This window comes from Asticcacaulis sp. AC402 (assembly GCF_000495835.1).
Classification (GTDB): domain Bacteria; phylum Pseudomonadota; class Alphaproteobacteria; order Caulobacterales; family Caulobacteraceae; genus Asticcacaulis.
Genome location: NZ_AWGC01000031.1, coordinates 1 through 14,530, shown reverse-complemented (window position 1 = coordinate 14,530; position 14,530 = coordinate 1). Strand labels below are relative to the sequence as shown.

At 59.6% G+C, this 14,530-nt stretch carries 8 protein-coding genes; 3 read left to right on the top strand and 5 right to left on the bottom strand.

All coding sequences use genetic code 11. The features are described from left to right. Positions 1–54 precede the first annotated feature (54 nt). Positions 55–2,418: a WD40 repeat domain-containing protein gene (locus ABAC402_RS36290; protein WP_023450808.1), complete on the top strand. Its 2,364-nt coding sequence runs from the start codon at positions 55–57 to the stop codon at positions 2,416–2,418. 62 nt (positions 2,419–2,480) lie between these two features. Here ABAC402_RS36290 and ABAC402_RS36285 read toward each other — a convergent pair whose 3' ends face one another. From ABAC402_RS36285 to ABAC402_RS36275, 3 genes are all read right to left on the bottom strand, one after another. Next, complete coding sequence (locus tag ABAC402_RS36285; RefSeq protein ID WP_023450807.1) at positions 2,481–4,142, bottom strand: cation acetate symporter; 1,662 nt, start codon at positions 4,140–4,142, stop codon at positions 2,481–2,483. Beyond that, complete coding sequence (locus ABAC402_RS36280; protein ID WP_023450806.1) at positions 4,139–4,453, bottom strand: DUF485 domain-containing protein; 315 nt, start codon at positions 4,451–4,453, stop codon at positions 4,139–4,141. The genes ABAC402_RS36285 and ABAC402_RS36280 overlap by 4 nt, the downstream gene beginning before the upstream one ends. A 98-nt stretch (positions 4,454–4,551) precedes the next feature. After that, positions 4,552–6,513: a sialate O-acetylesterase gene (locus ABAC402_RS36275; protein ID WP_023450805.1), complete on the bottom strand. Its 1,962-nt coding sequence runs from the start codon at positions 6,511–6,513 to the stop codon at positions 4,552–4,554. A gap of 182 nt (positions 6,514–6,695) precedes the next feature. On the opposite strand from ABAC402_RS36275, the gene ABAC402_RS0120760 reads away from it, so the two are divergent. Further along, on the top strand, positions 6,696–8,810 hold the full coding sequence (locus ABAC402_RS0120760; RefSeq protein ID WP_162148536.1) for a calcium-binding protein: 2,115 nt from the start codon (positions 6,696–6,698) through the stop codon (positions 8,808–8,810). A 254-nt stretch (positions 8,811–9,064) separates the two neighbouring features. On the opposite strand, the gene ABAC402_RS36270 is transcribed toward ABAC402_RS0120760, so the two are convergent. Next, the gene (locus tag ABAC402_RS36270; RefSeq protein WP_023450803.1) at positions 9,065–10,051 is read right to left on the bottom strand and encodes a TerC family protein; all 987 of its coding nucleotides are present in this window, start codon (positions 10,049–10,051) and stop codon (positions 9,065–9,067) included. A 4-nt stretch (positions 10,052–10,055) separates the two neighbouring features. Beyond that, positions 10,056–10,274: a zf-TFIIB domain-containing protein gene (locus ABAC402_RS39840; protein ID WP_155847459.1), complete on the bottom strand. Its 219-nt coding sequence runs from the start codon at positions 10,272–10,274 to the stop codon at positions 10,056–10,058. 761 nt (positions 10,275–11,035) lie between these two features. Between ABAC402_RS39840 and ABAC402_RS36265 the strand changes: the two genes are divergently transcribed. Continuing rightward, the gene (locus ABAC402_RS36265) at positions 11,036–13,999 is read left to right on the top strand and encodes a TonB-dependent receptor domain-containing protein (RefSeq protein WP_023450801.1); all 2,964 of its coding nucleotides are present in this window, start codon (positions 11,036–11,038) and stop codon (positions 13,997–13,999) included. Positions 14,000–14,530 lie beyond the last annotated feature (531 nt).

The window sequence follows — 14,530 nt, the reverse complement described above, 5'->3', positions numbered from 1 at the left end:
CGGCAAACCTTGTCAACTGGCAGGTTACCACCTATTGTCGAGGCAGGGGGTATCATGAAAAACTCTGCCTTTATGCGCCGGTGTATTGCTGCCTTAGCCGCCGCGGTTGCTATCGGAACCGCGCCGGCATTGGCGCAGGATCTTTCTGAGCCCAGCGCATGCCTTGCCGCGGAAACATCCGAAAGCCAGACACCCGTGCTGGATGTCTGGGAAAAGGCCGGACGGCATACCGACCCCCTGTGCATTTCTGAAGTGGCGGAGGCCTTGCGCAGGGAAGGCGAGACCTCGCCCGAGGCCTATGCCCGTCTCGTGGATATGTTCGCCGTTCTGGTCGTGCGCTCGGCCGGAGTCGATCGGTCGTGCTATGTTGCTCATGGCGACTCCGCGCCGCCAATACGTGTTTTCAGAATGCTGCGTGCGTCGCGTAAGGCGCTGGCCCTGGAGCGGCGGGAAAACCGGGAAGCTTTCGCGGCAGCGGTGACGGCTGCGCTCGATCGTCCTGACGTCTGGAGCGGTTTGCCAATTGCCGAGGGCTGTTCGACCCAGGCCGAACTTCTGGAAGAAGAGCCCGAGTATTTCGGTGTGAAGCTGTTGGTCAAGGGTATTGCCAATGTCATCGCCGAAGGCGGTGGTGTGGGTATTTTCGAAGCGAGTTCGCAACCGGATGCAAAGGGCACGACGATAACCTACACGCTGACGCACCAACTCACCGGGCGGAACTGGGATGAGCAGAACCTGGTTTTTGTCGTTGACGGCGTCCGGCACAATGTTGCGCTTCCGCTGGAAAAGCCCAGCATCGCGGTAACGCCGCGCCGGGTGAACCTCTATGAAACGCCGGATGGCGACTACGGTCTTATCCGTGCCGGCTGGGAGGTCTTCACCATCTCGCGGACAACCTTTGCCTTGACAGCCGGCGCGGGGCAAAGTCCCGATTCCTGGCGTTACACCGGCGCATTCGACACGCGACTGGACCGGGCGCCGGTTACGGATCCAGGCCGCTTGTCCGGGCGACTGTCGCACTATCGTGCCGAGGAATTGCCGGAATGTCTCGGCAATCTGGTGGGCGCACAAAAGGCGCCCTACCGCGCCGGTGCCTGGAGGGATTGCCTCCCGGATTTGTACCTGGTTCAGGCCGAGGCGCGTAAAGGATGGATCGCCGAGGTCAATGCCGGTCGCGAGCCGCCGGACTTCGTTAACGACGGTCGTGTCCGCATTGCGCCCATGCTGGCCTATGCCGGGGACCTTGAGTTGGCGGACTTGGAGATCAGTGCGTCGGGCGACCGGGTTATCGCCCAGATAAAGGACCCTGCATTCGGGCCGGGGGGCTTCCTTATCGACCCCGCGACGAACCGCACCCTTGCGATCATGATCGGAGCGGGCATGGGCGGCGAAGAGGCGTCCTTCAATGCCGATGGCAGCCAGCTGTTCGAATGGGCCGCCGGATCGGTCTTCGTCCGTCACGACGCGGCCACCGGGGCCATTGCAGCGGCGCGGCAGTTGCCGTTCCTGAACTATTCGCCTATGTCAGACGACGGCCATTATCTCCTGTCGGAGGGGGGCCGCGGCGTCGGAGTTTTTGATACGCAGGCCGACACCGAAATGTATCGCATTGGGGATGCGGAGTCCGGTGTTATCAGCGGCGATGGCCAACGTGTGGCCGTAAGCGGCGAAACGGGCGGCGACCGCCTGTATGAGACCTTGACCGGCAAGCTGATTTCCAAACTCGCAGAAAGCAAAGGCGATCCTCATTTCACATCAGATTCGGCCCGCCTGTACCTCAATGAGGCAGGAAGGCTGCAGGTTTACGATGCAGACTCGGGCAGGCTGTTGTGGACGTCCGAAGCCAGCGCCGTGAGCGAGTTGGCAGGCACGCGCCATTTCCTTGTCACCCCGGCGGAGGGGAAGCCGGATGAGGTGCGCGACGGCAATTCCGGCGCGGTGCTGAAACGTTTCGATCGGCTGTTCCTGCCAATCGCCTCCAACGGCCATGTCCTGGTTGGCGCCCTCAAGGACGGGGGCGCCGCGGTTTGGGACGTCAAGACCTTCGACTTGCGTCATATCCTGCCGTCGCTGACGGGGGACGCGCGTTACGTGGTCGACACCGGGTCCGCAATCAGTCCGGATGGGCGATGGATCGCGCGGGGCGTTAGCGTGGGGCAAAAACTCGACCTCGTGCCTCTGGCGTCGGATGGTACGCCCGCTAAATCGGATAAACTCTATCTTGGACCTGGCGCGTGGCTTGGCGTTTGGGACGCGGTTAGCGGTGAACGGATGTGGTTACAGGCCAATCCCGGACTACCGGCAGGAGAAAAATATGTCGATGATTACGTCCACCTGACTTTCAGCCGCGATGGCCGGCGATTGATGTTTTGCCGTGGCGAGCGGTGTTGGATGGTGGAGTTGCCGGCGAGTAAATGACGGCAATAAGAAAGCCCGGCAGCTTGCGGCTGCCGGGCTTTCTTATGGAGGGTGTGTCGCTATCAGTGATCGACCGCGTCCGACGCGCCAAGGCCCGTCTGAGAGCGGACGAACTGGGCAAAGAACTTCTCGCGTTCGGCCTTGCCGCCGGCCGAGTTGTCCGTAACCGAAAACAGCCAGGTTCCCGCGAAGGCCGCAATCATGGCGAACAGGGCCGGATACTTGTACGGGAAGATGGCCTCCGCGTGGTGCAGGACATCGACCCACACCGTCGGCGACAAAACCGTCAGGGTCAGGGCCGTGATCAGACCCATGGCCCCGCCGATCACAGCACCGCGCGTGGTCAGTTTCGACCAGTACATGCTGAGGATCAGGATCGGGAAGTTCGTCGCGGCCGCCACCGAAAAGGCGAGACCGACCATGAAGGCAATGTTCTGTTTTTCGAACACCACGCCCAGCACGATGGCCACGACCCCCAGGACGATCACGGCGCCCCTGGACACGATCATCTGCGATTTTTCACTGGCCTGGCCGCCACGCAGGACGTGGGTGTAGAGGTCCAGCGCCACAGCTGATGCGCCGGCCAGGGCCAGGCCGGCCACGACCGCCAGGATGGTGGCAAAGGCCACAGCCGAAATAAACCCCAAGAAGAAGTCTCCGCCTACGGCCTCGGCCAGGTGGACGGCTGCCATGTTCGAACCGCCCAGGAGGCCGCCGGTGGCGTCCTGGAAAGCCGGATTGGTGCCGACCAGCAGGATGGCGCCGAAGCCGATGACGAAGGTCAGAATGTAGAAGTAGCCGATAAAGCCGGTGGCGTAGAAGACCGACTTGCGCGCTTCCTTAGCGTCATGAACGGTGAAGAAACGCATCAGGATGTGGGGCAGGCCGGCGGTGCCGAACATCAATGCCAGTCCTAGGGAGATGGCGGAGATTGGATCGGTGATGAGGACGCCGGGTGCCATGATGGCGGTGCCCTTGCTGTGGACGGCGACGGCCTCGGAGAAGAGGCGGCCAAAGTCGAAATTGACCGCCTGCATGACCATGACCGCCATGAAGGTGGCCCCCGACAGCAGCAGGACCGCCTTGATGATCTGGACCCAGGTTGTGGCCAGCATGCCGCCGAACAGCACATACATGACCATCAGGACGCCGACCAGGGTGACGGCGATCGCGTAGTCCAGGCCGAAGAGAAGCTGGATCAGTTTACCGGCGCCGACCATCTGGGCGATCAGATAGAAGGCTACCACCGTCAGGGACGACAGGGCCGACAGGAAGCGGATCGGCCTTTGGCCGAGGCGATAGGAAGCAACATCAGAGAAGGTGTACTTGCCGAGGTTGCGCAGGCGCTCCGCCATCAGGAACAGGATGATCGGCCAGCCGACCAGAAAGCCGATCGAATAGATCAGGCCGTCGAAGCCGGACGTAAACACCTGGGCTGAGATGCCCAAGAACGAGGCGGCCGACATGTAATCGCCGGCAATGGCCAGACCGTTCTGAAAGCCGGTGATTTTCCCGCCGGCCGTATAGTAGTCGCTGGTCGAGGATGTCCGCTTCGACGCCCAGCGCGTGATGAACAGAGTCGCCACGATAAAGGCCAGGAACATGCCAATGGCGATGTAGTTGGTGCCTTGTTTCTCGACATTGCCGGTGAGGGCGTCGGCCAGGACGGCTGCCGGCATGACGGCGATCAGCAAGGCCATCAGGTAGGGACGAAAGCGGCTCATTGACCGTGCTCCTTCAGGAGTTCACGCGTCAAACGGTCGAACTCGCCATTGGCGCGCTGGACGTAGATGCCGGTCACGATAAAGCACAGGACGATCAGGCCGAGTCCGCCGGGAATGCCCCAGGTAATGACGGTGGCGGGGCTGAGCGGCGTGCCGAGCAGTTCGGGCTCGAAGGCGATCAGAAGGATAAAGCCGTAATAGGCCAGCAGGGTGATAATGGACAGGGTCCAGGCGAAACGTCCGCGCTTTTTGACCAGGGTCTGAAACTTCGGGTCATCATAGATGCGGCGATAAACCTCGTCGGTACTCACGTTCTTCTCTCCCACAGAATTATTGGCACTTGTTTTTGGGCATGGCGTTGCCGTTGCGGAAAACAGTCCCCGTTTTCCGCAACGAAGGCAACCCTTATCTATTTAACGGTGAGTTCAAACGGCGCGGCGGGCAGGTCGTCTGCGCTGAACAGGTTGACGAACGGCGAGTCCGCCCAGGCATAGCGTACCCTGGTGATGCCAGCGCCGACGTTTTTCAGGACCACCGTATCACCTGACGCCAGGGCCTGCGCATAGCGGCAGGTGCCGCCGGTGCAGGCTTCGAAGGCGATGGCCACGTCCGAGCTGTAAGTGCGCAGGCCGCCATTGGTGCTTTTGAAGGTGATGATGACGTCGTTGCCTGACTGGGTGGCGGAGACGGCTTCGGGGCCGCCGGGCGTGACCGTGGTGTCGCCATAGGCGATGACGCGGGCGGCACGGGCCAGGCGTTCGCCGACGATGGTCTTTTGCGTCGGATGGATGTCCGAGCGGTCGCCGAAGTCGATGGTTACGGCCGTGAAAGCCCTGGGATCCTCAGCGATGCTAAGGCGTTGAGCCTCGCGCAGTTGCGCCCAGCCGGACTCGATCGGCTGGCTTGCTGTCGAGCCGTAGGCCGTCAGCTGGGTTACCAGAAAGGGCATGTCGGGCTGGCCGAAGGTGTCGCGCCAGTCCTTGATCAGGAGGGGCTGCAAGGTGCGGTATTGCTCGGCACGACCGACATTGGATTCGCCCTGATACCAGGCGGCCAGTTTGAAATGGTAGCCTTTCAGGGGGGCGATCATGCCGTTGTAGAGGGTGGTCAGGCTGGTCGGGATGTTCCACGGCGCCGGCGGGACTGATAGTCCCCTGGAGGCCATGCCCTTCTTGTATTTCCAGTCGGCCTTGAGCTGGATGTACTGGCCATCGCTGGTTTTGACAGCGCGGTTTTCCGGCCGGCCGGTCAGGCCGCCTCCGTTGCCGCCGCTGAGGACGCGCAGGACAACGACGTTCGTGCCGGCCTTAAACACGCCCTTGGGGACGGTGTATTCGCGCCACATCCAAGACGTGCTGGCGCCGCCGACGCGGGTGCCGTTGACCCAGGCGGTGTCGTAGGTGTCAATGGGCCCCAGAACCAGCTGGTTGGCCGTGGCGGCCTGGGCTTCGGTGAGGTCAACCGTGGTGCGGAACCAGCCGACGCCATCGTGGGTCTTGAAGTCATCGATGCCGGCGGCTTTCCACGAGCCGACCGGGGTCAGGGACGGCCATTTGGCGTCATCATACTTCGGAGAGATATAGGCGCGTTCAGCCCTGGCGTTTTTGTCATGGGCGTCCCACCAGGCTTCCTGGCGGCGGTCTTCGCGGGCCATGGCGGCAACGGGATCGGTTCCCAGTTCGGTGACGGCGGCGACGCCTTCTGCGAAGGTCGGGACGGTTTTCAGCGACGATGGCCCAATCCAGCTTTCGATGGTGGTGCCGCCCCAGCTCGAATTGATGAAGCCGACGGGGACCTGATAGCGGGCCTGGAGCGACCTGGCCATGTAGTAACAGACGGCCGAGGCGTCGCCGGTGGTCTCTGGCCCGGACACCTTCCATTGCGTAGGATGGGTCAGGTCGTCCAGCGGCAGGGGCTGGGTGTCCTTCTGGATATTGGCGAAGCGGATATTGTTGTTACCCGCGCCCATCAGGGCGGACCAGGCATTGGTCGCGTTGCGAACCGCGAACTCCATGTTGGACTGGCCGCCGCACAGATAGACATCGCCGACCAGAATATCGTTGCGCGTGGCGGTCTCGCCTTCGGATGTCGCGGTCAGGCTGTAAGGGCCACCGGCGGTCATGGCCGGCAGGGTGGCGCGCCATTTGCCGGCAGCATCAGCCGTGGCTGTGGCCGTCCGACCGTTCAGGCTGACCGTGACGGCTTGTGACGGTGCGGCGGTGCCCCAGACGGTGACGGGTTGATCGCGCTGGACGACAGCATGATCGGTGAAGATTTTGGCGAACTGCGGGGCGGCCCAAGCCTGAGTCGTAAGGGCCGGCGCGGCAAGGAAGGTGACTGCGAGCGCGGTGGACAGGCTGAGACGGAGCATGGTGTTCCCGTGTGTGCTTATATTTAGTTGGCGAAATTGTCGGACGTTTTGCGGCATAAGGCAACTCAAAAGATTTAATGGCACATACGCCAGGCGGGTCTCTGGCTACCGGCCAGCTTGTAAGGTGCTGCAACACCTGCCACACTGCGTTAACATTTTGGAAACTTTTGCCGGGGATGGCCATGACGGGCATAAATGTCGCCAAGCGCGATACGGTTTTGACGGTGTCTGTTCAGGACCCGGTGCTTCAGGCGGTCGACGCGTCGGTGATCGACGCAGTGTTTGTGGGCGGAACCGGCAACGATACCTACGCCGGCGGTAATGACAATGACACCATCAGCGGCGCCGGCGGCAATGACAGCCTGTCAGGTAGCGGTGGCAATGATCGCCTGGATGGCGGCTCCGGCAACGACACCCTGGTCGGCGGAACCGGCAACGATACCTATTACATAGACCAGATTGGGATCCAAAGTGGGGACCAGATTGTCGAATTGGCCGGAGAAGGCCATGATCTGGTATTCAGCACGCGCAGCTTCAACCTGACTGGCCTTCATGTCGAGGATGCGACCCTTCTTGGAACCAGTGACAATTCACTTACCGGCAACAGCCTGAACAATATCCTCACCGGCAACAGCGGCTACAATACTCTGTCCGCCGGGGCGGGCAATGACACTGTCTTTGGCTCCAGCGGCCGCGACACGATGCTGGGCGGTGATGGTGCCGATGTTCTCAACGGTGGGACGGGGCGGGACTCGATGACCGGCGGGGCCGGCAATGATACCTATTACGTTGACGAGGCGTCGGACCGGGTGATTGAGGTGGCGCGTGAGGGCCACGATCTGGTCTATGCCTATAGCACATTTACCCTTACCAATGAGGTCGAAGACCTGACCCTGTTGAATTCGGACAACATTCAGGGCACGGGCAATGTCCTGAACAATGTCATGACCGGCAACAGCGGCGCTAACTGGCTGTACGGCCAAGGTGGCAACGATAGTTTGAACGGTGCCGCGGGCGACGACCGGTTGGACGGGGGCGACGGCAATGACACGCTTGTGGGGGGCGAGGGATTTGACAGTCTACAGGGGTTTGTCGGCAATGACTCACTATCGGGAGGCGACAGTAACGACAGCTTGTATGGCTATTCCGGCGACGATACGCTCCTGGGCGAAGGCGGCAACGACTATCTGTACGGCGATGCCGGCAACGACACGCTGATGGGCGATGCCGGTAACGACACCCTTTTCGCCGGTGGCGGCCGGGACCTGCTGATGGCTGGCGCCGGGAACGACAGGCTTCAGGACAATATCGGCGAGGCCGCGACCCTGGTCGGCGGCTCAGGCAACGATACCTATGCCATCTACAGTGCGGCGACAAATCTCACGGAGGTCGCCGGCGGCGGCCTGGACGAGATCTGGAGTTCGCTGGCAAGCTACACCCTGGGCGAGCACTTCGAGAATCTCCGCGTCGACGTCAACGACGGCATCGGCATAGGCAATGCCAAGAACAATGTCATCACCGGAAACAACGCAGCCAACTGGCTGGATGGCGCAACCGGGGCTGACACCCTGGTGGGCCTGAACGGCAACGACACCTACGTCATTGACAGCGGTGATACGGTGGTCGAACTGGACGGCGGCGGAACGGATCAGATATCCGCATCCTTCAGCTATGGTTTGGCAGATTTCGTCGAAAATCTCGCCCTGATTGGAACGGGCAATCTCGAAGGCACCGGCAATTCGATGAGTAACAGCCTGACTGGCAATGCCGGCAACAACCTGCTCAACGGCGACGGCGGCAGTGATACCATGATCGGCGGACTGGGCGACGATTCCTACTATGTCCAGTCAGCGGGTGATGTCGTTATCGAAGCGGCGGGCGAGGGGAAAGACCTGATCGTATCGTGGGTCAGCTATGCGCTGGGCGGTACAGTTGTCGAGAACCTGACACTGATAGGGCCGGCCGGTCTGAGCGCGACCGGCAACAGCCTGGGCAACACGCTGACTGGTAATGACGGCAATAACATCCTGAACGGCCTGGGCGCGCGCGACGTGCTGATTGGTGGGCTGGGGGCGGACACCTTCCTGTTCACCACCGGCAGCGGGCGCGACCGTATCAATGATTTCAGCGCGGCGCAGAACGACCGGATCAACATCAACGCCTACACCGCCGGTGTCGCCAATGGCGCAATCGTGACTCAGGCCGGGGCCGATGTCGTCATCGCCCTGGGTGTCGACGATGTCATCACCGTGCTGAACGCCGTCCGGGCGGAGGTTTTGAGCCACATCGTTTGGTAGTGTCAGGGAACACTTAGAGCGGGATGAGTTTTGATGGAATAAAAACCCCGCTCTAAGTTTCTGTTTTGTCGCGCAATTTTTCCGAAAACGGGAACGCCCGTGCGGTGGCGTCACACTTTATCGGATTGCGCTCCAGAGCGCTGTCCGATGAAGTGGAAGCGCAGGTTTTGACGCCAGACGGTCATGCATTCCCTGTCGGGCGGCAGGGAATGCATGGAGGCTTGACTGCGGCAACCAGAGCCGTTGGTAACGGATCAGGTGTGCGGCGGTTCGGCGGGCTTGCCGCTTGTCTTGATCAGCGAAACCACGACCCCAATGAAGATCAGGCCAGCTGTGACGCCGAGGGAAATGGTGGCCGGAAACTTCTCGAGACCCATCAGATCGGCAATGAAGATCTTGGAGCCGATAAAGATCAACACAATTGCGAGAGCTGGCTTCAGGTACTCGAAGCGGTGGATGATGGCCGCAAGAGCAAAATAGAGCGCTCGCAACCCCAGGATAGCGAAGATATTGCTGGTGTAGATGATAAAGGGGTCGAGGGTGATGGTGAAGATGGCTGGTACGCTGTCGACGGCAAAAATCACGTCGACGAACTCGATCGCCACAAGCGCCACCAGCAGAGGTGTGGCGTAGGTCCGCCAGCGTCCTGTTTTCGGATCGGCCTGACGCGTCAGGAACTTTTGTCCATCCAGTTGCGGCCACACCGGGATGACCCGCTGCACCAGTTTCAGGAGAGGATTGTTGCCGACGTCGGGCTCTTTGTCGGCGACGAACAGCATCTTGAAGCCCGTGAAGATAAGGAAGGCCGCAAAGATGTAAAGTATCCAGCCATACTGGGCGACGAGTGTGGCGCCAAGGCCAATCATGATGCCGCGCAGGATGAGAACACCCAGTATACCCCAGAACAGGACGCGATGCTGAAAAGCCCGTGGGACGGCGAAATAGGTGAAGACCAGCGAAATGACAAAGATGTTGTCGAGCGCCAGCGTCTTTTCGACGAGGAAGCCGGTCAGATATTCCTTACCAGCCTGGTCACCCAGAGAGTACCACACCCAGCCGCCAAACGCCAGGCCAACGGCGATGTAGAAGGCGCTGGTCCACAGGCTTTCGGTAACGCCGATCTCATGGCTTTTGCGGTGAAACACGCCCAGATCAAGGGCCAGAAGCGCGATTACAACCGTGACGAAGCCAAGCCACATCCATAGTGGCTGGCCCATAAAGGGTTCAAACAAAAATTCCATATACTTATCCTTCGGGAGTTGAGCGGCGGGAGGGTCGCGGATGCGCGCGCGGCATCACACCGAACAGGGCCTGCTCGACGATTTGTTCCAGTTCTCCACGATCAAGCCAGACGCCCTGGCAATGTGGACAGATGTCAATGCGGACCTGACGGTAGTCTGTCTCCAACAGCGCCTCAGTGCAGTCCGGGCAGCGGCGTTTCGGTTTCGGCTTGGCGGTCAACACCTTGCGCCTCCGTCCGGCGGAAGAGCGTTGATGTGCGATGGCTCGCTGACATCAGCGGCGCAGAGATGGGTTCGTCCATAACTCAAAAAAACCTCCAGAAATGACCCGTCATTCAGAAACGGGAACCCGATCCTAAATACAAAGAGCGCTGGAAGTCTGCTGGGTTCTTCAGGTACTTTCGCTGGAATCCCGATAGTGGACGGCTACGGGTTTTTTACACGGCGGCAGCGGCGGTCATACCTGGCCTGAACCAAGGCGTGATGCGTAGGTTTGACCACAGATAAGGCAAGGATAAGGCATGGATGAGGCATGGATGAGGCGCCGCAATGCGCTGGAAAGCTTAATGCGTTTCGATAGGAATTCCTATCCGGCCGGAACGAAGTCGCTTATGTGAAGCCTCTCCGAGGCTCAGCCAAACCCGTCGGGTACGATGAAATAAATTAGTAATTTCAGTCTATTATATAACTGTCGCCAGGCAAGCTCTTACGCGGTTTGCATCCGGAAGACACTTCGTCGGATCAAAGAAAGCGTTAACGACCTGAGTACATATGTGACTAATTTAAAACAGGTTTCAAATGATAATGACAAAAATAAGTCTGGAGATTGACGGATTTTACTAAGAAAGGTTTAACTTTCATAACAGCATGGAGCTGGTTTTTGCCGAGGGTGCGCCAACGCCCTTTTGTAACCCGGAGAAGACTAAAGTGAAAAAGATTAACAAGCGATTTGGCTTGCTGAGTACGACATCGTTTTGCAGCGCAATGTTGCTCTCGGTCGTCGCTGGCGGCAGCGCCCAGGCCCAGGACGCTCCGGCTCCAGAGGCTGAAGAACCAGAAATCACCGAGGTGACCGTTGTCGGTTCGCGCATTCGCAAAGACACGTTCAACTCTGCCTCACCGATCCAGGTGATTACCCGCCAGGAAGCAACCCTGGCAGGCTTGGCCTCCACGTCTGCTATCCTCCAGTCCACGGCGGTTACCGGTGGTACCGAGCAGATTAACAACGCCTTCGGCGGCTTTGTCGTCAACGGCGGTGGCGGTGTTAACACCATCGGTTTGCGCGGCTTGGGCCCAGGCCGTACGCTGGTTCTGATCAATGGACGCCGTGTGGCGCCCGCGGGTACGCGCGGCGCCGTCGGCGCGGCCGACCTGAACGTTCTGCCGAATGCCATCATCGGACGTATTGAAACCCTGCGCGACGGCGCTTCCGCGATCTATGGTTCGGATGCCATCGGTGGCGTTGTCAACGTCGTAACGCGCAATATCGACGGCGTGACCCTGGAAGGCCAGTTCAACAGCCCGACTGCGGGCGGAGGCGAACAATCCCGCATTTCCGTCGTTGCGGGCAAGTCCTGGGACAGGCTTTCGGTTCAGGGTTCGTTCGAATATTACGAAGCCGAGGAACTGACGCTTGGTCAACGCGACTGGGCGCGTTGCCAGACCGACTACCGCTTCGATCCGACGACAGGGGTTACCACTGACTATATCGACCCTCTGACGGGTAAGTCGAAGTGCTATACCATTACCGGTACCGGCAACAACGGCGTGACCATCAACACCCTGGGTACGGCAAGAGTGGCCGGTGTCCCGGCCACGGGTAACCCCACCTTGACAGGTTACAACCGTTGGCGTCCGAACTCAGCTGTCTCGACCGGTCTGGTCGGTTTTGAAGGCGTGAGTGGCGGCAGCCTGAACGTCCGCGATACCTTCGATCCGCGCATGCTGAACAATTCGATGCTGTCGCCGGTGCAGATTTTCACGTCATTCGGTCAATTCGAGTACGATCTGCCTGAGTTCTCGAACTCCAAGATTTACGGCGAACTGCTCCTCAACGAGCGTATTTCCAGCCAGACGGGTTACCGTCAGCTGTCGCTCGACTATGCGACAGGTTCGCCTTTGATCCCGGCCAACATTGCTGCCATTTCGGCCAACTTCCTCGCCGCAGGTGGAACTGTTCTGTTCTCCGGTCCGACCAAGGCACGCGCCTTTATCGGTTACGGCAACAGTGAGAGCGAGCAGGACGTCGGCTATGTGAAGGCTGTCGGTGGCATCAAGGGCGATTTCGCGCCTCTGAGCGGCTGGAAGTATGACTTCGCCATGCAATACGCCAAGTCGGACGCGACCTATATGTTCGAATCCTGGCTGACGGATCGCATCTCCAAGTCTTTGGATGTCGCCACACCGGACTCGGACGTGCCCGCCAATCTGATTGCCAAGGACGCAAGCGGCAACAACATTACCTGCGTTGCCAACAATGTTGACCCGTCAGCAGGTTGTATCCCTGCGCCCGTCCTGAACAGCGCGACGATCGGTGGGGTACTGCCCGAAGCGTGGAAGGCCTATACCTTTGTACCGGTTGAAAGCACAACCGAGTACGAAGAAACGACCATCAGCTTTGACATCAACGGCACATTGTTCTCTCTGCCGGCTGGCCCTCTTGATTTCGCCTTCGGCATTGAACACCGCTCCGCCAGCATCAACGACCAGCCCAATGCCAATTCGGTGTCCGGCAACCTCTACAACCTGACCTCGGCGGCACCAACCGTCGGTGAAGACAGCGTTCTGGAAGCCTATACCGAAATGCTGGTTCCGGTTCTGGCCGACCTGCCCTTCGCCAAGACCTTGAATTTGGAACTGGCCTATCGCTATACCGACTACGACTCCTACGGCGATGACACCACTTACAAGATCGGCCTGCTTTACGAGCCGACTGATTTCCTGACGTTCCGTGCCAGCCAAGGTACATCCTACCGTGCGCCAGCCCTGTTTGAGCAGTTCCTGGGCGCCACGTCCGGCTTCCTGTCCAGTGCTGGCGATCCCTGTAACAACTGGGATGCGCCGGGTGTGAACCCGAATCGCGCGGCTAACTGCGCCTCGCTTGGTCTCCCGGCGGGTTGGGCGGTCGGCAATGGCAACAACCAGTCAATCCGCGTGCTCCAGGCAGGCGGTGCAGAACAGGGACTGTCCGCTGAAACGTCGGAAAACCTGACGGCGGGCGTTATCTTCCGTCCAACTTTCCTTCCGGAACAGATTTTTGGTAAGCTGGCTCTGGCCATCGACTACTTCGACATCGAAATCAACAACGGTGTTGCCCGGGCCGGTTCGACATTCCTTATGTCGCAGTGCTATGACAGCCCGAACTTCTCAAGCCCTTACTGCGCCTACTCGGAGCGTACGCCCGTTACCAATGCCCTGACGGTTTACGACAGCTATACCAACCTGTCGGTCCAGACGGTCAAGGGGTACGACTACAACCTGCGTTGGGAGCGCGACTTTGGTGAAGTCGGCGTTCTGGTCAACATGGCCGTTACCCAGTTCGAAGAGCAAGGTGTTGCCGCGCGCGCCGATACCGCGCTGATCGACTATAACGGTCTGATCAATACACCGAAATATACCGGCACTCTGGATGCGTCGTTCACCTACAAGAACTGGCGTGTCCGTTATGGGATGGAATGGATTGATGCCACCTCATCCTATGACTTCTACGGCCTGAGCCCGGTGACGTCTGACTACATCCTCGATACACCCGACTACTATCTGCACCATCTCTCTGCCCGTTATACCGGCAGTGATTGGAACATGACGTTTGGTATTCGTAACCTGAGCGACGCCGAGCCACCGCAAATTTCCCAGGGTGTGGAAAACCGTGTTGGTAACGCACCTCTCTACTCTGGCTATGACTACAAGGGCCGCGAAGTCTTCGTGACCTTCAGTAAGTCGTTCTAATCCTTTACGGGATTCACGATCAGACAGCGGCAGGGTCAATCCTGCCGCTGTTTTTTTTGGTGCGCCCAGCGGGACTATTGGCTGTTGCCACTGTTCAGCGGCAAAAGCGCCAGAGCGCAATCCGATCAAGCGGATGCCCCCGCACGGGCGTCCCCGTTTTCGGATTGCGCTTTAATGCCTATCAACGAAAAGATTGACACATCGACAGTCGGTAGACCCCTCCGCCTCGAGCCTCGCCGGCAGGCAGCGCTGCGCCCTTTGGGCTCGCTTGCTCGGCACCTCCCCATTTGAAATGGGGAGGAGAAGAAGCCATTGAATATATTCTTTTTTCTCGTCCCCATCCCTTCGATGGGGAGCGGTGTGGCCCGTGCCATGGCGAGCAAGCGGAGATCGAAGATCGTAGCGCTGCCTGCCGGCGAGGCTCGAGACGGAGGGGGCCCCTTGCGAAAAGAATGTCAAAGTCAAAGTGGGTTGGTATAATACCAAGGGCATTAAGCGCTGACTCTGTTTGGGGATTCCCTTTTCATAGGG

Coding starts and splice junctions, on each gene's coding strand:
- ABAC402_RS36290 (WP_023450808.1), top strand. CDS start 55: ATGAAAAACTCTGCCTTTATGCGCCGGTGTATTGCTGCCTTAGCCGCC.
- ABAC402_RS36275 (WP_023450805.1), bottom strand. CDS start 6,513: ATGCTCCGTCTCAGCCTGTCCACCGCGCTCGCAGTCACCTTCCTTGCC.
- ABAC402_RS36265 (WP_023450801.1), top strand. CDS start 11,036: ATGTTGCTCTCGGTCGTCGCTGGCGGCAGCGCCCAGGCCCAGGACGCT.
- ABAC402_RS36270 (WP_023450803.1), bottom strand. CDS start 10,051: ATGGAATTTTTGTTTGAACCCTTTATGGGCCAGCCACTATGGATGTGG.
- ABAC402_RS36285 (WP_023450807.1), bottom strand. CDS start 4,142: ATGAGCCGCTTTCGTCCCTACCTGATGGCCTTGCTGATCGCCGTCATG.
- ABAC402_RS0120760 (WP_162148536.1), top strand. CDS start 6,696: ATGACGGGCATAAATGTCGCCAAGCGCGATACGGTTTTGACGGTGTCT.